Origin of the sequence: Pseudomonas sp. NPDC087598, from assembly GCF_044743525.1 — a bacterium.
In the GTDB taxonomy this organism is placed as follows: domain Bacteria; phylum Pseudomonadota; class Gammaproteobacteria; order Pseudomonadales; family Pseudomonadaceae; genus Aquipseudomonas.
Genome location: NZ_JBIUWQ010000052.1, coordinates 1 through 18,937 on the forward strand (window position 1 = coordinate 1; position 18,937 = coordinate 18,937).

The following is an 18,937-nucleotide window of genomic DNA, read 5'->3' on the forward strand; positions in this document are numbered from 1 at the left end:
CTGAACGCGGACAGCTGGACCAACAGCAGCGTGATTCAGGCGGGGCGGTTGACGGTGAATGTCGGCAATTTTGTGCAGACGGCGAGCGGGCAGTTACTGGCTTCGAACCAGTTGGTGGTGCGTGGCGGTAACTGGAACAACGACGGGTTGATCGCCAGTGATGGCGGCATGGACTTCCAGATCGGCGGCACTTACGGCGGCAATGGTCGGGTCAGCAGCCTGGGGGACATGACCTTCAATGCTGCGCAACTGGGCCTGAACAGTGCTTCGAGCATTGGCAGTGGCGGGCAGGGCACATTCAACATTGGTGGCCTGCTGAACAATGTCGGCGGACGACTGACGTCCAACAATACGATGACGATCAATGCCGGTGGCGTGAGCAATACCGGTACGCTGGGTGCGGCTCAGGATCTGACGATCAGAACGGCCAGTCTCACCAATAACCGCGGCCTGGTGTTCAGCGGCGGCAACATGAACCTGCTGGTCAATGACTTCACCAACCAGACCGGTGATGTCTACAGCATTGGCAATTTGACGATTGGCGGGCAGTACGGCGGGCGGGCGAACAGCGTCAACAACCTTGCGGCGTCGATCAATGTCGATGGTGATTTTTCGCTGTCGTCTAATAGTTTCAATAACAAGACTGAAGGGGTGATTGGTGAGGAGAAATTTATCTCCGGGGATATCACTTTCAGCGGTACCACTTTTTACGTAAATGAAAATTTTGAGTCGACCTCCACTATCACGGGCCCGCAAGCGTCGCTTTCGGTGGCGGGAAACCTGACCGGGAATGTCGGTGCCTTCACCAACACGGCATCGCTGATTTCAGCGGGCAAGAATATCCAGCTCGACGTCGACACCTTCGATAACTTTGGTCTGCAGTCGGGCAGCTTTACCCGCAAGCGGGTTTACAAAGTTGCCGGACTTCCAAACAAACCACAATCGAGCTGGGTCAGCACTGAATTACAGGCGTATGCCGACCGAAACTCGAAGTATCAATACGACTACATCGACTCCTGGCATGAGCCTGACAAAGGCGGAATGCATTGGGATTACCAGGCGCTGAACAAGCAGTTGCTCAACAAGATCAATACCAAGTTCGGCATTGGTCCTGAAGTTGCGGTGCCTTCACCGATCCTGGCCGGTACGAAGCAGCAGGATGATCGCATTTTCACCAACGGCGGTGGCAGCGTTTCGTCCATTGTGCAAGCGGGCCAAGCCGTGCAGATCAATGCTAAAACCACCATCAACAACGGCAACCTGAACCCGTACACCAACTTCGGCGGCACGGTAAAAGACACGGCGGACACCGGGGTGAAAAACTCGGCCAAGCCCACCGTGGTCTTTCTGAACCCACAATTGCCTCCAGATCTCGCGCAACAACAAGTCAACCCGTTGACACTGCCAGGGTTCACCTTGCCGACCGGTGATAACGGTCTGTTCCGTCTGAGTGGCAAGAGTGGCAGCGAGCCGGCAATGGTCCCGGGGCAGTCTTGGACCATTGGCTCCATCACTGCCGCAACAACGGAGCATGCGGGCGGCATGCCGGTCAGGAAGGGCAGCGATTTCCAGTTCGACGTCAACGACCCGGTGTCAGTAAAAAATCGTGAATTGGCATTGGCTGCTCGCCCGTCGCTGAATCTCAACGACAAGGTCGTGCAAGTCAATGTCAGCGGTGTCGCCGGTGACGGGCCGGTGGGTGTGATGCTGCCAAATCGTGGCAATGGTTCATTCGATGTTCCGCGTGTTCAGGGCCTGCCCGACACCAGCGTGCGCTCTAACCCGCACAAATATCTGATCGAGACCAACCCGGCGCTGACCGATCTCAAGCAGTTCATGAGTTCCGATTACCTGCTGGCAAAACTTGGCTATGACCCCGACAACAGCGCCAAGCGTCTGGGTGATGGCCTGTTTGAACAACGCCTGGTGCAGCAAGCCGTGGTGGCCCGGACCGGCCAGCGCTTCATCGACGGCCAGACCTCTGACGAAGCGATGTTCAAGTACCTGATGAACAACGCCGTCGCCAGCAAGAACGAGCTCAATCTGTCGATGGGCGTGACTCTGACGGCACAGCAAGTGGCGGCGCTGACCCACGACATCGTCTGGCTCGAAGAGCACGAAGTGAATGGTGAAAAAGTGCTGGTGCCGGTGCTGTATCTAGCCCACGCCGATAACCGCCTGGCGCCGAATGGCGCATTGATCCAGGGCAATGATGTTGACCTGATCGCGGGCCAGAACCTGACCAACGCAGGAACGTTGCGCGCTACCAATAATCTGGCGGCCAGTGCCGGGCAAGACCTGACTAACAGTGGCTTGATTGAGGCGGGGAATCGGCTGGGGCTGCTAGCCACCCATGACATCATCAATAAATCGGGTGGTGTCATTTCCGGACGCGATGTCACCATGGTGACTTTGACCGGAGACGTCATCAACGAGCGCACGGTCAACAGTACGGTCTCCAACAACAAGGGCCAAATCCAGCAACGTGACTACGTCGATAGCGCTGCGCGTATTGAAGCGGCAAATGATCTGACCATCTTCTCGGGCCGGGACGTGCTTGGCATCGGTGGGGCCATGTCCAGCGGGGGAGACACGCGCATCGAGGCCAGTCGAGATATCGCCATCGCTTCGGCCCAACAGATGAGCGTTGACAGCGGCGGCAAGGAACAACGCAGCTCCATCACGCAGTACGGATCCAGCATCAATGCCGGACGCGACATCTTGATGAGCGCCGGGCGTGACTTTGCCGCCGTGGGCAGTGACTTGAATGCCAAGCGCAATTTCACCCTCGTTGCAGAGGGTGATGTGACGATTGCTTCAGCAGCCGATGAAAGTCATTCGTATTCAAAAACAAAAAAACTCACGACTCAGGAGGATCACGTCAAACAGATTGCCAGCACGATCACTGCCGGTGGTGATGTCGCGATCCGGGCAGGTAATGATCTGGCGCTGATCTCCAGTCGAATCACGGCTGGCGATGAAGCCTATCTGGTGGCGAAGAACGATATCCAAGTGCTTGCCGCACAAGACACGGACTACTCTTTGTACGACAAAAAAGACAAAGGCAGTTTTGGCAAAAAGAAGTTGAAGCATGATGAAGTCACGCAGGTGACCAACGTTGGCAGTGAGATTACGACCGGTGGAAACCTGGCTGTGGTGAGTGGTGGCGATCAACGATTCCAGGTCGCGAAACTCAACAGCGGTGGCGATATCCTGTTGGACAGTGGTGGGCAGATTGCCTTTGAAGGCGTGAAGGATCTGCACGATGAGAGCCATACGAAAACCAACAATAACGCGTTCTGGAACTCTTCCAAAGGTAAGGGCAATACCGACGAAACGTTCCGTCAGACGCAGATGTTCGCCAAGGGCGATATCGTTATCAAAGCGGTCGATGGCCTGAAAATCGATGTAAAGCAGGTGAATCAGCAAACGGTCAGCGAGTCCATCGATGCCATGGTCAAGGCCGATCCACAGATGGCCTGGCTGAAACAGGCAGAAGAACGTGGCGATGTGGACTGGCGGCAGGTCAAGGAGATTCACGAGTCTTTCAAGTACCAGAACTCCGGATTGGGTCCTGCTTCACAACTGATCATTGCGATCGCCATGGCCGCCATTCTCGGACCGATGATGGCCGGCATGAACACGATGTTGCAGGGGGTCGCCATTACTGCCGCAACCAAGGCGACGGTCAGCACGATCGACAACCGCGGTAACTTGGGGAAAGTGCTCAAGGACGTTACGTCCGAAGATGCCTTGAAAAGTTACGTCGTGGCGGCGGCAACTGCAGGTGTTACTCAGGGTATGAAGTTCGATGTCGGCAATATCACTCTGACGCCCGAGGGGCTCAAGGCCGTGGCGACCAAAGTGACTGCCGATGCATTGATCAAAACCGTCGTTTACGGAGGCAGTTTCAAGGACAATCTGGTCAGCTCTGCGGCTGGAACGCTGACCAGCATCGGTGCAGCCATGGGCGCTGGGGAAATTGGCGATCTGAAACTGCCCGAGGGCAGTCTGGAGAAAATTCTCCTGCATGCCGGACTCGGCGGTCTGGTGTCCAAAGCCATGGGCGGGGATTTCGGCACCGGAGCGATTGCCGGTGGCGCCAACGAGTTTCTGGTCGGCTTGTTAGGCGATAAGCTCTTGCCGGAAAACTATGTTCCAGGAACCCCTGAATACATTCAGGCGCAGGCCAATCTACTGGCCGTTTCGCAAATAGTGGGGGTATTGGGGGCTGCCGCTTCCGGGGGCGATGTGGGTATCGCCGCTTCGGTGGCCGCCAATGGAACGCTTTACAACTACTTGTCTCACCAGGCCTTCGAAGAAGTCGAAAACTGCCTCAATGGCAAAACCTGCACGACGAAGGAACAGAAAGACGCTGCCATCGCGAAGGCGGAAAAGCTCAGCGAATTTCTCGATTCAGAAATGCGCAGCATGTGTGACAAGGCCCCTCAAAGTGATGGCTGCCGCACAGCAGTCAACGCGGCGCTCAAATATATTGCCATGCAGGACGCGTGGAATGTCATGCACAAAGACGTTGCCCGTACATCGCAAACGACCTTTGACTATCTCTACAACACCCAAGGCGCCTCCGATCGTCTGGTGACCTATCTCAACACGATCGACAATCGAGCCAACTTTTTTGGTGCGAGCAATATGTATGAGCAACAGCTTGGAATAGGCGCGTCATGGTTCGGCGGGGCTGAGACGGTTTCCCGAGCGCCGTTGACCGGTTTGGGCGCAGACGGCAATGCGTCGTTCCTCAGCTTTGGTGTGGGCTGGTTCCTGGCGCCGGTTTATGACTGGCGTAAAGCGGCTGGCGATGCGTTGATCACAGGCGGGTTTGATAACTTCAAGGACCTCTACAATAAAAATGCTACGGATCCGGCGACTTGGGATATCAGACAATTGAAGAACGAACAGTCTTTGTTGCAGACCATTCATGAGAAGTTTCTGGGTGATCACACGTTCTTTCAAAAGGTTGGCAAGTACGCGACGGATACATCACTCAATCCGTTTATTGGCGACAAACAGGGTGTCGATGGTGGCGTGATTATTCTGAATTACGACTCAAGGGTCGAATATGGCTGTAAATTGCTGGGTCTTTCGAAAAGCCAGGGTTGCGCACCATGAGTCATACGGAGTATCCACGCCGCAGGGTTTTTCTGGCGTTTCTTTTATGCCCGTTTGTGTTGGGATTCGTGGGGGGGGTCATCAAGACCATCACACTGCTTGCTCACCTGGTAAATACCCCGAAGCTATTAGGCGAAGTCCGCGGGGGCGAACTTGTTCTGATGCCGTTTTTGGCGCCATTTCTTGCGCAACTGATTTTCTTTCTGCCTTTCCTGTTCTTTGCAACGGTGATTACCTTACTGAGGGTCAGGAGGACAGCGATGAGTTGTTTTCTGGTAGCTCTGAGCGGTGCCAGTATCGCCACAGGGTGGGTGCTTTGTTTTGTCTTGCTCGTGGTGCGAGACACGGACATCAAGGGCGGCGGAGTTTCGGATTATCTAATTGAACTGTCGGGCGTGTTTTTCGCATCACTGGCGACGTGTGGGTTCGCCGCCAGACTTTTCCTGCCCCGGAAAAGTAGTCATACGCCATCAATCGATGATTAGAGTCTTCAGCCGGCCTGAACAGATACTTGGGTAGAGGTGACGGTTGGAGCCTTTCACCAGTCCGTCACCATCGCTTACATCTCCTCGCTGCTCATTTTAAGTGGCAGCAACTGGACGCTTTCTCACCTTCATACCGATCATGATGCCGCACCCACTCCATGATCTCGTCTTCATTCCTGCCTTTGGGCGTGAGGTCGAGGTAGTTGTAGGCGCCGACCAGCATGTCCAGACCCCGGGCATACGTTGAGTACGTGTGGAAAATCTCACCCTTGGCGTTTCGATAAAACACGCTCAGCCCCGGCATTTCTTCTTCGGCACTGTCGGTTTTTTCATAGTTGTAAGTAGCCTTGCCGGCAGCTACATCCTCAGCACGAGCGCATACGCCAAAGTCGTAATTGAAGTCGCAACCCTCTGAAGACACCCAGTCGAACTTCCAGCCCATCCGCTGTTTGAAATCCTGAAACTCGTTGAACGGCGCGTGGGAAACCGCAACGACAGCAATGTCGTGATGGGCCAGATGCTGATTGGCACCATCAATATGGTCGCTGAGGAACGAGCAGCCCTGGCAGCCTTCCTCCCAGTCCTTGGCAAACATGAAGTGGTAAACCACCAACTGGCTGTGTTTGCCGAACAGGTCGGCCAGTTTCAATTCGCCGTTCGGGCCCTGGAAATGGTAGTCCTTGTCGACCTTAACCCACGGCAAGGCGCGACGTTTGGCGCTGAGGCGGTCGCGTTCTTTGGTGAAAGCTTTTTCTTCAGCGAGATGCTGTTTGCGGGCGGCGAGCCATTCTTCGCGCGACACCACCGGATGATTCTCAACGTTCATGATGATTTCTCCTGCGGGGGTTGAAACCGTCTGTTTCAGACTAGTCGCTTGACCAACAGGGAATTCGACAGACCGCCGGTCGGTCATCACGGCAAACGCGGCTGAACGGCTGCGCCACGCTCAGGTCACAACCTATGACAGCGCCATAAACCAAGCGCACCGGAGGTTGAATCAGGATGACGACTTATAACTGGGATTTGATTGAGCGTTTGCTGCACGAAGTGCAGAACAGTGCGGGCGAAAGTTTCGCGCCTCGAAAGTACGCCGAGGACTATGCGGCGGAGAAAGCCAATTCAGGCGAGCCGATCGAGAACCTTGATCACCTGAAAACGCTGGCCTGCGACTATGAAAGTCTGCTGCTCGACCGTGGATACATCGAGCCGCGTCCGGACCATGAGGGCAGTACCGGCAACAATTTTGTCCTGACGCCACGCGGCTCCAGCCTGCTGAGCCTGATAGACAGCAGCATTCCCGGCAATGACCACCCACGTCAGGTACTGGACGAACAGGAGGATGCGTTGGCCGAGGCGACGTTTGATCACGTGGCTTCAAAAGCCCAGATCGCCTGAAACCCATACCTGTAGGAGTGAGCATGCTCGCGATAGCGGTGTGTCAATCAACGCTTATATGACTGACAGACCGCTATCGCGAGCAGGCTCACTCCTACAATGAAATCAGGTTGTCTTCAGATTTTTTTCGCAGCCTTCAAACACTTCAAGTCGTTGAAGTCTTTGCGCACACCTTCGATCTTCTTCAACAACCGCTGACGTTGCTGCGGCGTGCTCTCGGCCATCAGATCAACTGCCAGCAAACGTGCCTGTGCTTCGGTATCGGCGTAGGCCTTGCGGTACTCGGCTGTCCACAAACTCTCCCGATTGACCAGAAGTGTCTCGATTCTCTGTGGGAACTCTGGGCTGTTGCGCTGAGCGACGGCGGCGCTGAACTGCTTCTGCCAATGCGCACGGTTGGCGATCCATTGAGTATTCTGATCCCCCAGCGCCGTTGACCAGGCCATCACGCGTTGTTCCTGAGTCACGCTCAGCGGGCCCAGCCAGTCGTTCAGGCGTTTATCCATACGCGCACCGCGTTCGGCGATCTGTTGGCTGAGCGGTGGCTTGAGGTATTCCTGCTGACGCTTGCGCAGATCCTTGGCAAACGCGTCGTTCATTTCTGCGACCTGCTTGTCATCCAGTCCCTGCAACAACTCGATTGCCGACGGAGTGATTTCGCGTGCGGTTTCGGCGATGGCCTGTTTGGCTTCCACGGTGCGCGCCTGGAGTGCTGCGTCGGTGACTTGATTGCTTTCGACCATGGTCTGCAATCGATCCAGCCAATCCAGATAGCCCGGCAATTGCGTGGTGCAGTGCCAGCTCAGGTGTTCCTTGAGGCGTTCGTTGAACCAGTCTTTCTGCTCGCCGTTCATGTCCACGTAGTCGCTGAGCGTCCACGGGATGATCACGTCGAGGTTGCGATAGGCCAGGCCGACGCGGCTGCAGGCGCCGAGGGCAAGGGTGAAAATCAGCAGCGCGGTGATGCGTTTGAACCAGCGAGACATGGGCGAATCCTTGCGTGAGCCTGGCTTCGAGGGTCTGATTCCAATGTGAACGCAGAATGCGCGCGGCAGTTCAGCCGATCAATAGAATGCGCGTTCGGCCTTGAGCGTGACGAGACCGTCGCACTCGCTGTTATGCCCGGAGTAGGCCGAGCAATCGCTGCCGCTGAGGCTGGAGTTGCTGTAGATCAGGTCGAGATCGACGCCCATGAATGGCCGGGAAAACTTCACCGACCAGTCGGTAAAACTGCTGACGTATCCGCCGTCCACCGACGCTGGCGTGTTTAATTGGTGGGTGGTGTATTTCATGCTGACGCCAATGCCGAACGGCTGATTGCCGCCGAGGTCGGCGAACAGAGTGCTGTTCTGTTTGTCCGGGTCGTTGCTGATGGCAATGCCGAAACGGCTGCCGAGCAGGGTCAGGCCGCCGAACAGTTCCTGACTGTCGAGCGTGTCCACTTTCGGATAGCTGTAATGGATCATCCCGACTTCGTAACCGAGGGTCTGATCGAAGGGTTGTTTAAAGCCGACGTAGGAATCGATTTCGAGGTTCTTGCCCGGCGAGATGCCCATGCTTGGTGCGTACTGGCCGAAATACAGGCCGCTGTCGTGACTCAGGTCGAGGCCACCGTGGAACGAGCCGATCGCGGCTGGCTTGACCAGTCCTTGGGCCATGCTGCGGCTGGGGGTGGTGCCGAGTTTGAGGTCGAAATCGCCGAGTTCACGCTGGAAAATCTGCGCGTGCGCAGTCGCGCATGCCAACAGGCCTACAAGCAATAAACAGGATATTTTGCGCATGCGTCACTCCATGAACAGCGAGCGCAGGAGGACGGCCCTGCTGAAACGCTTGGTCTAGACGCGTGCAAGGATACCGACGAATGATCGGCATTGAAGGCCGTTCGTCGATTTATGAATTTTTACTGTTTGATTTGTTTAATGCGGGGAGGGATTTGCGCGGTGCCAGTCCAGACGCTTCGAAGCTCAAAGCGCCTATGGACGGGTGTATTACCGGGTGTTACTTCTTGCCCAGGCTGATCTGCTTGGACGGGCCGAACGTCTGGCCGCTGACGCCTTTGGCAATTTGCTGGATCTCGCCGCCGGACTTGAGGAACGCTGCGATTTGATCGTTGATCGATTCGCTGGTTTCAACGGCTGGAGCAGGCTTTGCTTTGCTGGTGGATGCTTTTACACGCATGGCGGCCATTAACCTGTAGAAAAGTAACTCGGCCAGGCATCGTACAGGAATAACTTGACAATTGCTTGGTAAATATCCTCCGGAATAACCTAGGGCGATGCTGCATTATTCTCGATTCAATATTCGAAGTATCCGGCTAACCTGCTGTTTTAAATAAGAACATTAATGTGTCGCAGCGTCGGGATGCTTGACGGCGAGGCGCAGAATCAGACTGACGAGCGGCAGGTTGCGGGCCGGCGACCAAGGAAAATCAAGGCTTGTCACAGAATTTGCGGCCTCGCCGGTTTGCCGCCAAACGTACACGGCAAAACCGGGTAGAATGCCGCCCACGCAATGAGGGTTCTGGAAAATGGCTTTAGTCGGGCGTTACAACAGTTTGCAAGTGGTTAAACACACTAACTTCGGTTTATATCTGGACGGCGGTGCCGACGGCGAAATTCTTTTGCCCAACCGTTATATCCCTAAAGATATTCCCAGCGAAGATGAAGACTGGCTCAATGTTTTTATTTACCTGGACAGCGAAGACAAACTTCTCGCCACCACTGAAAAACCAAAAGTTCAGGTGGGCGAGTTTGCCAGTCTGAAAGTTGTTGAAGTCAACAGCATTGGCGTCTTCCTCGATTGGGGACTGCCGAAAGACCTGTTGCTGCCGTATTCCGAAGAGAAGCGGCAGATGACCGCTGGCGAGTACTGCGTGGTGCACGTCTATCTCGACAAGCACACACGTCGCATCACCGCCACCGCGCGTCTGGATCGTTACCTCGACAAGACGCCGGCCACTTACAGCGCTGGCCAGGAAGTTGATCTGCTGGTTGCCGAAGCCACCGACATGGGCTTCAAGGCGATCATCAACAACAAGCACTGGGGCTTGATTCACAAGAATGAAATCTTCAAGTTCATGCGCTCCGGCATGCGTGAGAAGGGTTTCATCAAGGAAGTGCGCAGCGACGGCAAGATCAGCCTGAGCCTGCAACCGGTCGGCCAGGAAGCAGCCAGCAGTCTGTCGTCGAAGATTCTCGCCAAGTTGCGCGAGAACGACGGCACGCTGGCGGTCAGCGACAAGAGCGACCCGGCGCTGATCAGCAGCCTGTTCGGTGTCAGTAAGGGCAACTTCAAGAAAGCCATCGGTTCGCTGTACAAGGATGGCAAGATCGTCATTCACGCCGATCGCATTGAACTAACCTGAGTCGCGTGTGGCCCATGTTGCATGGGCTCACATGAGGTCGGGTAAATGAAAAAAGCGCTGATTGCCTACGTCGCTACATTGGTGACGTTTCTTTTGCTCGACGGCATCTGGCTCGGCCTGCTGATGGCGCCGACCTATCGCGAACTGCTCGGTCCGCTGATGCTCGAAAAACCGCTGCTGGTTCCCGCAGCGGTTTTTTATTGCCTGTACGTTTTTGGGTGCTTGCAGTTTGTGGTGTTGCCAGCGCTGAGCTGGCAACGGGCAGCGCGGATGGGCGCGTTGCTGGGGCTGGTGGCGTATGGGACGTATGACCTGACCAACTGGGCGACGTTGCGCGGGTGGTCGGGGCAGGTGACGGTGCTGGATTGGGCTTGGGGAACGTTTGCCACGGCGGTGGCGTGTACCGTCGGGTTTTTGGTAGCGAAACGGTTTGGCAGGTCTGATCTGTAACGCGTGTTGGCAGTACCGGCCTCTTCGCGAGCAGGCTCGCTCCCACAGGGAAACGCGATCAACTGTGGGAGCGAGCCTGCTCGCGATTGGCGGCGCAGCCGACAGCCATTCAAGGTTGACGCCACTGAAGAACTAAATGTCTTTTCCAGACGGCTTTTTCGGTCGGACTGACTGATAATCCCCCGCACTGTTATTGACCATTGGATGGCCTGCCATGTTGTGTGTGTTCGAGGTGTTGCCGTGAGTATCGAGCGGCGCAATGCCGATAGTTTTGCCCTGCAAGTGATGATTGGCCTGTGCCTGATCTGGGGCGTTCAACAAGTGATGATCAAGTGGGCGGCGCCCGACATCGCGCCGGTCATGCAAGCGGCGGGGCGGTCGGGCATTTCTGCATTGCTTGTAGGATTGCTCATCTGCTGGAAGGGCGGTTGGGATCAGGTCGGCAAGACCTGGCGCGGCGGCTTGTTGGCCGGTGCGCTGTTCGGCCTCGAGTTCTTTTTCATCGCCGAAGGTCTGCAACTGACCACGGCGGCGCACATGTCGGTGTTCCTCTATACCGCGCCAATCTTCACCGCGTTGGGCGTGCACTTCCTCTTGGCCAGCGAACGTTTGCGGCCATTGCAGTGGCTGGGGATTTTGCTCGCTTTCATCGGTATCGCGATTGCCTTTGCTGGCGGGGTGTCGTGGGACAACCTTGACCGTCGGATGCTGCTGGGCGATGCCTTTGGTGTCTTGGCTGGCGCCTGTTGGGGCGCAACGACGGTGGTGGTGCGCGCTTCGCGGCTGTCCGAGGCACCGGTAACGCTGACCCTGTTCTATCAGTTGATCGTCGGTTTTCTCGGTTTGTTGTTGATCGCGTTGTTCAGTGGCCAGATCACCCATGTCAGCCTGACCACCGTGGCGGTGGCCAGCGTGTTGTTTCAGGGCCTGGTGGTATCGTTCTTCAGTTATCTGGTGTGGTTCTGGCTGTTGCGGCGTTATCTGGCGGCCAACCTGGCGGTGTTCTCGTTCATGACGCCGTTGTTTGGCGTCACCTTCGGCGTGCTGCTGCTCGGTGAACAATTGAGCCTGAACTTCGTCATTGGTGCGGTGCTGGTATTGCTCGGCATCACCTTTGTCAGCGCCGAGCAGTGGCTGCGTCGGCGTTTGCGCAAAGCGCTCGGCCAGCGCTAGTCGGCTGCAACGCCAAGCCACCGGCCATCAACAATCCGCTGCCAGCGATCACCAGCGCCGGCTGCAAGCCACCGCTGAAATGGCTGCTCAGCGCTGCCAGTAATGGGCCGCTGAGCTGGCCGACAGCAAAGCAAGCGGTCAACAGGCCGGCATTGCGCTGGGTGGCGTGAGGCGCCAGCTCCCGCGAGCGTTGCATGACCAACTGCATGCAGGCGAGGAACGGTATGCCGCAAAGAACCACGCCCAGCGCCAGACCCCAACCGCTGCCCAGCAGGCAGGCAAAGACACCGACGGCTTGCAGCCACAACGTCGCCGTCAACCAGTGGCGCGTGGTTGCCGGATCATGACGGCGCAGACTCACCAGCAACACGCCGATGGCCGCACCCAGGCCGAAGCACGGCCAGAACAGATCTGCCTGCCATTGTCCGTGAAACTGCGCGTTGGCCATCTGCGACAGGAACGTCGCCGGGATGATGTAGCCGATGCCGTACAGCGCGTAGATCACGGCGAGACGGGCAATGCCATGACTCGATGAGTTATTGGCTGCTGATGCAACCGACGTTGCGGCGACCGGTTGCGGCAGGAGTCGCCAGACGCCGAGCATCATCACTAAGGCCGCCGCGGCATAAACCAGCCACAACGTCGCTGAGGTCTGATTCAGCAGATGTGAGACGAGTGCCAGCAACCCCGTCAGAAAAATCCCCAAGCCCGGTCCGGCAAACACCAATGCACCCAACCGCGGGCGGCCTGCCGCCGCAGCCAATGGCTGACTCAATGAGGTGATCATCACCAGCACCCAGGCACTCGCCACGCCGGTACCGAAGCGCAAGATCAGATGCGACCAGAAGCCGTTGGCCCAGAACGATGCCAGCGTCAGGAGCACGCACAGCCACAAACCACCGTGGAGTCGACGCTGCACCTGCGAGGGACGGCGAGCGAACATCGCGTCGACGGCACCCAGCAGGTAGCCGAGGTAATTGGCCGCTGCAATAAGACCAGCGGCCGTCAGGTCAATCTGCCCTTCGCTGAGCAAGTGCGGCATTTGCGGGGTGAGAGCGAAACGGCCGATGCCCATGGCCATCATCAGGGCGACGAAGCAAGCGGATAAGCGAATCAGCGGCGACATGGTCTGGATTCCGTTGGAGGATCAATGACCGTCAGGCTAGGACTGATTGACTTTCTTTAAAATTGAATAATAGTGAGTAACTTGTTCTGTTCTGGAGAAAGGTTGTGGAATTCAGCCAACTGCGGATTTTTCAGGCTGTTGCGCAGGAAGGGTCGATCACCCGCGCCGCCGAACGCCTGCACCGGGTGCCGTCGAATCTGTCGACCCGGCTTAAACAGCTGGAGGAGCAACTCGGCGTAGAACTTTTCGTCCGCGAGCGTCAGCGTTTGCAGCTGTCGCCTGCGGGAAAAGTCTTGCTGGACTACACCGGCAAACTGTTTGCCCTGCGTGATCAGGCCACTGCGGCGGTGATGGGCGGGCAACCGGCGGGGGATTTTGTCCTCGGTACGATGTACAGCACCGCAGCGATCCATTTGCCGGCGTTGCTGGCGCGCTATCACAAGCAATATCCGGCGGTGAATCTGCAAGTGCAGTCGGCGCCGAGCGGTGAACTGCTTGAAGGCTTGCTGACCGGACGCCTCGATGCGGCGCTGGTGGACGGCCCGCTGGAGCTGGCCGGGCTGGATGGTGTGCCGCTGTGCGAAGAGCGTCTGGTGTTGATCACGGAAATCGATCATCCACCGGTGCGCAGCGCCGCAGATGTCGAAGGGCGCTCGGTGTTCACGTTTCGCCAGGGTTGTTCCTACCGTATGCGCCTGGAGGCGTGGTTTGCCCACGCCCATGCGGCGATGGGCCGGGCGATGGAGATCGAGTCCTATCAGGGCATGCTCGCTTGTGTGGTGGCGGGCAGTGGTGTGGCGCTGATGTCGGAGTCGATGCTGGCCAGTCTGCCGGGTCGCGAGAACGTTGCGGTGCATCCACTGGCCGAGCCGTTCGCGGGTGCGACAACATGGCTCATGTGGCGCAAAGGCATGCTCGGCGCCAACCTCAACGCATGGATTGAAGTGCAGCAAGCCGTCTATCCTGCGGTTCTGAATGAAAGCCGGGAGACGGCTTGAACGAATGGACAGGAATTCTGTTCAATTCAGTAACAGATCATTGCGGATTTCGCCGAGCATTGCGTAGGACTTCGGACTATTATCAGTGCGAAGCGGCCTCAGAATTCCGGCCGCTCAGCACCACCCTGAAGGGGGCATGACGATGAAAGAGAAAATTCAAAACTGGCTGCACGATTTAGGTGTTGCCCTCGGCTTGATCGAACCGCCTCTGCAACCCGTACCGATTCGTACCGATGACGAGCAGCGTCGGCGCCAGCCGCGTCGGCGGTAAGCGATCACCCTGTGAGTGACGCTTGTTGTGGCGAGGGAGCTTGCTCCCGCTCGGCTGCGAAGCAGTCGTAAAGTCAGTCAACAAGGTGTGTCTGGGGCAACTGGGCTGAATGGTTTTGGGGCTGCTTTGCAGCCCAGCGGGAGCAAGCTCCCTCGCCACAGGGGTCTCTAACATCCCGACAGATGTATTTGGCATTCCTTCTCAATGCTGTCCAATCTCGATTAAAAACCGGCTCAAGTCATTCGCAGTCTTTGCGGTCTTGAGCATCCGGTCTTCCTCCGCCGTAAATGCCGTCAGTCCGAATTCATCTTCCAGATGAAAGATCAGATCCTCGATATCGGCTTTCTCCAGCCCCAATTGCACCAGGCTAGTGTTGTCGTTGAATTCGCGGGTTTCCAGCAGGCGCCGAATGTATCGGTGCACGGCGGCACGCACGGCAGCTCTTCTCATGGCAGATTTTTCTGATGGTTGTTCTGCTTGAGTGAAGCAGGCCTCACGCGTGCCTGCGTAACCACTCGTCAATCATCGAACGCAAATGCTCGCCGGCAAAACTGCCGAAGTGGCCGCCATGCACGGTACGGATCGGCAATGCCTGCAAACGCCGCAGACTGGCGGCATAGTCATCCAGATTCGAATGGTAGGCGTCCTCGATCAACGGCCCGTCGTAGATGATGTCGCCGCTGAACAGGGTTTCGGTCGCCGCTTCATACAGACTGATTCCGCCAGGTGAATGCCCCGGCGTGTGCAGCACTTGCAGCGTGCGGTTACCCAAATCCAGTACATCACCATCCTCGACAAACCCGGTGGCTGGCGCCGCTTTGACCCGATACTCGGCGTAGCACAACGGGCAATCCGGGTGCGCCTCAAACATGTCATCGCCGACGAAAGCGCGGCTCAGATCATTCTCGCCGTCCGGCGCAGCCAGAATGTCCGCCTCGGCCGGATGCACAAGGCGTTCGGCGAATTCATGATGCCCGGCAATGTGGTCGAAATGGCAATGACTGGCGACGGCCACCAACGGCCGCTCGGTGATCCACGGCAGTTGTTCGCGCAGGCTGACCAATCCCGAACCACTGTCCAGCAGCAGATCCTTGTCGCGGCCCTGCACATGCCACAGATTGCAGCGGTAGAACGGGCGGATATACGGCTCATGAATCAGCCGGATGCCATCGCTCAAACTCTGCACTTCAAACCACTGATCGCGAGAAACGATCTTCATCAGCCATTTTCTCCAGACGTAAAAAAACGGGTGTGGCAACCGACGCCACACCCGTCGAAGAAAGCATCAAGTCGTTACATCAAAGCTTAGATCGCGCTGGCCACCGTCGCTGGGCGAGGGGAGACCAGGCTGACCACCACAAAACTCACCAGACCCACAGCCAGGCTGTAGTAGATCGGCGTGTTGGCGTCCAGACCGTCCTTGAACATGAACAGCAGAGCGGTGGCAAAGCCCAGGCCCATGCTGGCGATAGCGCCGGCGGTGGTGGCGCGTTTCCAGAAGATTGCCCCGATCAACGGGATCAGCATGCCGCCGACCAACAGGTTGTAGGCGAGGGTCAGGGCGCTGATCACATCGTTGACCACCAGCGCGATACCCAGCACGACGACACCGGTCAGCAGGGTGAACAGGCGGTTGATGCGCAAGCTCGACTGTTTGCCGCCACGCAGTTTCGGCAGCAGGTCTTCAGTCAGGGTGGTGGCAGCGGCGAGCAGGCCGGCGCTGGCAGTGGACATCATTGCCGCGAGTGCCGCAGCGATCACCAGACCACGGATGCCGTCCGGCAGCGACAGTTTGACGATGGCGGCGAAGGCGTTGTTGACGTTGTCCAGATCCGGGATCAGCACGTGTGCGGCCATACCGATCAAGGCGCAGGCCAGACCGTAGACGATGCAGTAGATGCCCGCGATGCTGCCGGCGTATTGCGCGACTTTGGCGGTCTTGACGGTGAACACCCGTTGCCAGATGTCCTGACCGATCAGGATGCCGAAGAAGTAGATCATGAAGTAGGTGATGATCGTGTCCCAGCCGATGGTGGTGAAGCTGAAGGCGGTCGCCGGCAGTTTCAGCACCAACTCATCCCAACCGCCGACGCGGTACAGGCAGATCGGCAGCAGGATGAACATCAGGCCAACGGTCTTGATGATGAACTGAACGATGTCGGTGAGGGTCAGCGACCACATGCCGCCAATCGCCGAGTACACCACCACGACGCCACCGCCGAGCAGGACCGAGATCCAGAACGGCAGGCCGAACAGCACTTGCAACACGGTGCCGATCGCCAGGATCGAAGTCACGCCGATCATCAGCGCGTAGGCCAGCATGATTGCCGCGCTCGCCGAGCGGGCCATCGGGTTATAGCGTTTTTCCAGCACTTGGGTAACGGTGTAGATCTTCAGTTTCAACAGCGGTTTGGCGAGGAACAGGTTCAGCGCGACGATGCCGCAACCGAGGGCCGCGCACAGCCAGAAACCGGAGATGCCGTGTACGTAGCCCAGGCGCACGGTGCCGACGGTGGACGCGCCACCCAGTACGGTCGCGGCCATGGTGCCCATGTACAGGCTTGGGCCGAGGTTACGACCGGCAACGAGAAAGTCCTCGTTGGTCTTGGCCTTGCGCATGCCGAAGTAGCCGAGCAAGAGCATGCCGGCGGCGTAGATGAGGACGACGAATAAATCCAAAGCCATGATGGCGTGTCTCCGATTGTCTTTTTTATGTGGAACGCTGAATCGAATGTCTCTCTGTGGCGAGGGAGCTTGCTCCCGCTGGGCTGCTAAGCGGCCCCAATCACTTCATTGCGACTGCTGCGCAGTCGAGCGGGAGCAAGCTCCCTCGCCACAAGAACTTCAAACCTTCAAATTTTTCGTGTGGATCAGGCGGCCTGACGCAGTTGAGGTTTTACTGCGGCTTCACGCCGGGCATCCGTCGGGCCGAACACTTCGCGCGGTTCCGGGAACAGGCTCAGCAGCGTCAGATACACCACCGAAGCCAGGCCCAAAGTCACCGGCAAACTGATGTCGATGCCGCCGGCCATTTCACCCAGCGGGCCGACGAACTGCCCCGGCAGATTGACGAAGCACAAACCGACCGCCGCGCTCGGGATCCATGCGCCCAGACCACGCCAGTTCCAGCCGTGGTTGAACCAGTAGCGTCCGCCTTGCTCGCCGCGAGTGAACACTTGCAGGTCATCCGGGCAGTAGAAGCCGCGACGCACCAGCAGACCGATGATCATGATCACCATCCACGGGGTGGTGCAGGTGATGATCAGCACGGCGAAGGTCGACACGCTCTGCACCAGGTTCGCCGCAAAGCGTCCGATGAAGATGAAGGCAATCGACAGCACGCCGATCAGCAAGGTTGCTTTGACGCGGGATAACACGCGCGGGAACACGCTGGACATGTCCAGCCCGGTGCCATACAGCGAGGTGGTGCCGGTGGACATGCCGCCGATCACCGCAATCAGGCACACCGGCAGGAAGAACCAGCTCGGCGACACTGCCAGCAAACCGCCCACATAGTTATTCGCCGCGATGTAGTCCGGCGCCTTGATCGCAACGATGGTCGCGGTGGTCAGGCCGAACAGGAACGGGATGAACGTGGCGATCTGCGACAGCACGACGGCGGCCATGATCCGTTGCTTGGAGGTGTCACGCGGGATGTAACGCGACCAGTCACCGAGGAACGCACCGAAGGAAATCGGGTTGCTCATGGCCACCAGCGCAGCACCGATGAACGCCGCCCAGAAGCCCGGCTGGCCGAGGTTCACCGTACCGGCGTAGTTGACGTCGAACGGACCGGCGAAGGCGAAGATGCCCAGCAGGAACAACAGGCTGGCGCTCCACACCGCGATCTTGTTCACCCACAGCAAAAAGCGGAAGCCGTAGATGCACACGGTCAGTACCAGAATCGCGAACAGACCGTAGGCCAGGCCCAAAGTCAGGTCGGTTTCCGGCAGGCCGATCAGGCGTTTTGCACCCCCGATCAGCGCATCCCCCGAACTCCACACCGAGAGCGAGAAAAACGCGATGGCGGTCAACAGCGACAGGAACGAGCCGACGATGCGCCCGTGCACGCCGAAATGCGCACCGGACGACACGGCATTGTTGGTGCCGTTGATCGGACCGAACAGGCCCATCGGTGCGAGGATCAGCGAGCCAAGCAGCACGCCCAGCACAATCGCCCAGACGCCCGCCTGAAAAGACAGACCGAACAGCACCGGGAAACTGCCGAGCACGGCGGTGGCAAAGGTATTCGAACCACCGAAGATCATCCGGAACAAGTCCGTCGGGCCTGCGGTGCGTTCGTTGTCCGGGATCTGTTCGACCCCGTGGGTTTCAATCTGCGTAAGGCTTTGGTCGTTGTTGTTGTTATTCATGATCTGCTCCGATCATAAAGGCGCGTTCATCGTGCGTGAACGTCACCTGTCTTGGCTAAGGGGATGGCAGCCCTTCCGGCATTGCGGACAAATGTTCATGGCAGGCCAGCCAATGGCCTTGTGGTTCTCGGCTCGACGCTTGTGTCTTGAAAACAATCGTCTCGCGCTCCTG

The 18,937-nt window shown here is 57.6% G+C and carries 17 protein-coding genes and 1 pseudogene; 8 read left to right on the forward strand and 10 right to left on the reverse strand.

The window, feature by feature from the left end; translation table 11 throughout:
• Together ACIOWE_RS23185 and ACIOWE_RS23190 are read left to right on the forward strand one after the other, a co-directional pair.
• A partial coding sequence (locus tag ACIOWE_RS23185) for a DUF637 domain-containing protein (RefSeq protein WP_401396300.1) occupies positions 1–5,130 on the forward strand: 5,130 nt, incomplete at its 5' end.
• Positions 5,127–5,615: a hypothetical protein gene (locus tag ACIOWE_RS23190; RefSeq protein ID WP_401396303.1), complete on the forward strand. Its 489-nt coding sequence runs from the start codon at positions 5,127–5,129 to the stop codon at positions 5,613–5,615. The genes ACIOWE_RS23185 and ACIOWE_RS23190, both read left to right, overlap by 4 nt.
• Positions 5,616–5,706: 91 nt before the next feature.
• Here ACIOWE_RS23190 and ACIOWE_RS23195 read toward each other — a convergent pair whose 3' ends face one another.
• A complete protein-coding gene (locus ACIOWE_RS23195) occupies positions 5,707–6,441 on the reverse strand; it encodes a DUF899 domain-containing protein (RefSeq protein WP_401396306.1) in 735 nt (244 codons plus the stop codon).
• Between the two features lie 176 nt (positions 6,442–6,617).
• Here ACIOWE_RS23195 and ACIOWE_RS23200 point away from each other — a divergent pair, with 176 nt between their 5' ends.
• Positions 6,618–7,010 (forward strand): transcriptional regulator, encoded by a 393-nt coding sequence (locus ACIOWE_RS23200; RefSeq protein WP_401396308.1) that lies wholly within the window; start codon positions 6,618–6,620, stop codon positions 7,008–7,010.
• 116 nt (positions 7,011–7,126) lie between these two features.
• Here the strand turns inward: ACIOWE_RS23200 and ACIOWE_RS23205 are convergent, their stop codons facing one another.
• The 3 genes from ACIOWE_RS23205 to ACIOWE_RS23215 form a co-directional block, all read right to left on the reverse strand.
• Positions 7,127–7,996 carry a DUF6279 family lipoprotein gene (locus tag ACIOWE_RS23205; RefSeq protein ID WP_401396311.1) on the reverse strand — a complete coding sequence of 290 codons (870 nt, stop codon included), beginning with the start codon at positions 7,994–7,996 and terminating at the stop codon, positions 7,127–7,129.
• A 78-nt stretch (positions 7,997–8,074) separates the two neighbouring features.
• On the reverse strand, positions 8,075–8,791 hold the full coding sequence (locus ACIOWE_RS23210) for a TorF family putative porin (protein WP_401396314.1): 717 nt from the start codon (positions 8,789–8,791) through the stop codon (positions 8,075–8,077).
• 217 nt (positions 8,792–9,008) lie between these two features.
• On the reverse strand, positions 9,009–9,197 hold the full coding sequence (locus tag ACIOWE_RS23215; RefSeq protein WP_016985943.1) for a hypothetical protein: 189 nt from the start codon (positions 9,195–9,197) through the stop codon (positions 9,009–9,011).
• 340 nt (positions 9,198–9,537) lie between these two features.
• On the opposite strand from ACIOWE_RS23215, the gene ACIOWE_RS23220 reads away from it, so the two are divergent.
• The 3 genes from ACIOWE_RS23220 (at position 9,538) to ACIOWE_RS23230 (ending at position 11,997) form a co-directional block, all read left to right on the forward strand.
• Positions 9,538–10,374 carry a S1 RNA-binding domain-containing protein gene (locus tag ACIOWE_RS23220; RefSeq protein ID WP_103306187.1) on the forward strand — a complete coding sequence of 279 codons (837 nt, stop codon included), beginning with the start codon at positions 9,538–9,540 and terminating at the stop codon, positions 10,372–10,374.
• Positions 10,375–10,419: 45 nt separating this feature from the next.
• Positions 10,420–10,824, forward strand: a complete 405-nt coding sequence (locus ACIOWE_RS23225; protein WP_401396317.1) for a DUF2177 family protein — start codon at positions 10,420–10,422, stop codon at positions 10,822–10,824.
• 240 nt (positions 10,825–11,064) lie between these two features.
• Positions 11,065–11,997: a DMT family transporter gene (locus ACIOWE_RS23230; protein ID WP_401396320.1), complete on the forward strand. Its 933-nt coding sequence runs from the start codon at positions 11,065–11,067 to the stop codon at positions 11,995–11,997.
• On the opposite strand, the gene ACIOWE_RS23235 is transcribed toward ACIOWE_RS23230, so the two are convergent.
• Entirely contained in the window at positions 11,942–13,123 is a 1,182-nt protein-coding gene (locus ACIOWE_RS23235; protein WP_401396323.1) for an MFS transporter, read from the reverse strand. The two genes, ACIOWE_RS23230 and ACIOWE_RS23235, sit on opposite strands and share 56 nt — an antisense overlap.
• Before the next feature lie 104 nt (positions 13,124–13,227).
• Between ACIOWE_RS23235 and ACIOWE_RS23240 the strand changes: the two genes are divergently transcribed.
• The gene (locus ACIOWE_RS23240) at positions 13,228–14,121 is read left to right on the forward strand and encodes a LysR substrate-binding domain-containing protein (protein WP_401396325.1); all 894 of its coding nucleotides are present in this window, start codon (positions 13,228–13,230) and stop codon (positions 14,119–14,121) included.
• Between the two features lie 142 nt (positions 14,122–14,263).
• Positions 14,264–14,392, forward strand: coding sequence for a PA1414 family protein (locus ACIOWE_RS23245; RefSeq protein ID WP_003184145.1), 129 nt, complete (start codon positions 14,264–14,266; stop codon positions 14,390–14,392).
• Positions 14,393–14,593: 201 nt separating this feature from the next.
• Here ACIOWE_RS23245 and ACIOWE_RS23250 read toward each other — a convergent pair whose 3' ends face one another.
• The 5 genes and pseudogenes from ACIOWE_RS23250 to ACIOWE_RS23270 all read right to left on the reverse strand — a co-directional run.
• A complete protein-coding gene (locus ACIOWE_RS23250) occupies positions 14,594–14,842 on the reverse strand; it encodes an acyl carrier protein (RefSeq protein ID WP_401396328.1) in 249 nt (82 codons plus the stop codon).
• Between the two features lie 43 nt (positions 14,843–14,885).
• A complete protein-coding gene (locus ACIOWE_RS23255; protein ID WP_401396330.1) occupies positions 14,886–15,611 on the reverse strand; it encodes an MBL fold metallo-hydrolase in 726 nt (241 codons plus the stop codon).
• A gap of 86 nt (positions 15,612–15,697) precedes the next feature.
• Positions 15,698–17,077, reverse strand: coding sequence for a sodium:solute symporter (locus ACIOWE_RS23260; RefSeq protein WP_201239199.1), 1,380 nt, complete (start codon positions 17,075–17,077; stop codon positions 15,698–15,700).
• Positions 17,078–17,262: 185 nt separating this feature from the next.
• Entirely contained in the window at positions 17,263–18,765 is a 1,503-nt protein-coding gene (locus ACIOWE_RS23265) for a cytosine permease (protein WP_201239200.1), read from the reverse strand.
• 55 nt (positions 18,766–18,820) lie between these two features.
• A pseudogene (locus ACIOWE_RS23270) lies at positions 18,821–18,937 on the reverse strand (DUF4440 domain-containing protein); the annotation flags it as partial.

What these genes read in the sequence shown, in the direction of transcription:
- ACIOWE_RS23190 (WP_401396303.1), top strand. Translation starts at nt 5,127, where the DNA reads ATGAGTCATACGGAGTATCCACGCCGCAGGGTTTTTCTGGCGTTTCTT.
- ACIOWE_RS23195 (WP_401396306.1), bottom strand. Translation starts at nt 6,441, where the DNA reads ATGAACGTTGAGAATCATCCGGTGGTGTCGCGCGAAGAATGGCTCGCC.
- ACIOWE_RS23200 (WP_401396308.1), top strand. Translation starts at nt 6,618, where the DNA reads ATGACGACTTATAACTGGGATTTGATTGAGCGTTTGCTGCACGAAGTG.
- ACIOWE_RS23205 (WP_401396311.1), bottom strand. Translation starts at nt 7,996, where the DNA reads ATGTCTCGCTGGTTCAAACGCATCACCGCGCTGCTGATTTTCACCCTT.
- ACIOWE_RS23210 (WP_401396314.1), bottom strand. Translation starts at nt 8,791, where the DNA reads ATGCGCAAAATATCCTGTTTATTGCTTGTAGGCCTGTTGGCATGCGCG.
- ACIOWE_RS23215 (WP_016985943.1), bottom strand. Translation starts at nt 9,197, where the DNA reads ATGGCCGCCATGCGTGTAAAAGCATCCACCAGCAAAGCAAAGCCTGCT.
- ACIOWE_RS23220 (WP_103306187.1), top strand. Translation starts at nt 9,538, where the DNA reads ATGGCTTTAGTCGGGCGTTACAACAGTTTGCAAGTGGTTAAACACACT.
- ACIOWE_RS23225 (WP_401396317.1), top strand. Translation starts at nt 10,420, where the DNA reads ATGAAAAAAGCGCTGATTGCCTACGTCGCTACATTGGTGACGTTTCTT.
- ACIOWE_RS23235 (WP_401396323.1), bottom strand. Translation starts at nt 13,123, where the DNA reads ATGTCGCCGCTGATTCGCTTATCCGCTTGCTTCGTCGCCCTGATGATG.
- ACIOWE_RS23245 (WP_003184145.1), top strand. Translation starts at nt 14,264, where the DNA reads ATGAAAGAGAAAATTCAAAACTGGCTGCACGATTTAGGTGTTGCCCTC.
- ACIOWE_RS23250 (WP_401396328.1), bottom strand. Translation starts at nt 14,842, where the DNA reads ATGAGAAGAGCTGCCGTGCGTGCCGCCGTGCACCGATACATTCGGCGC.
- ACIOWE_RS23255 (WP_401396330.1), bottom strand. Translation starts at nt 15,611, where the DNA reads ATGAAGATCGTTTCTCGCGATCAGTGGTTTGAAGTGCAGAGTTTGAGC.
- ACIOWE_RS23260 (WP_201239199.1), bottom strand. Translation starts at nt 17,077, where the DNA reads ATGGCTTTGGATTTATTCGTCGTCCTCATCTACGCCGCCGGCATGCTC.
- ACIOWE_RS23265 (WP_201239200.1), bottom strand. Translation starts at nt 18,765, where the DNA reads ATGAATAACAACAACAACGACCAAAGCCTTACGCAGATTGAAACCCAC.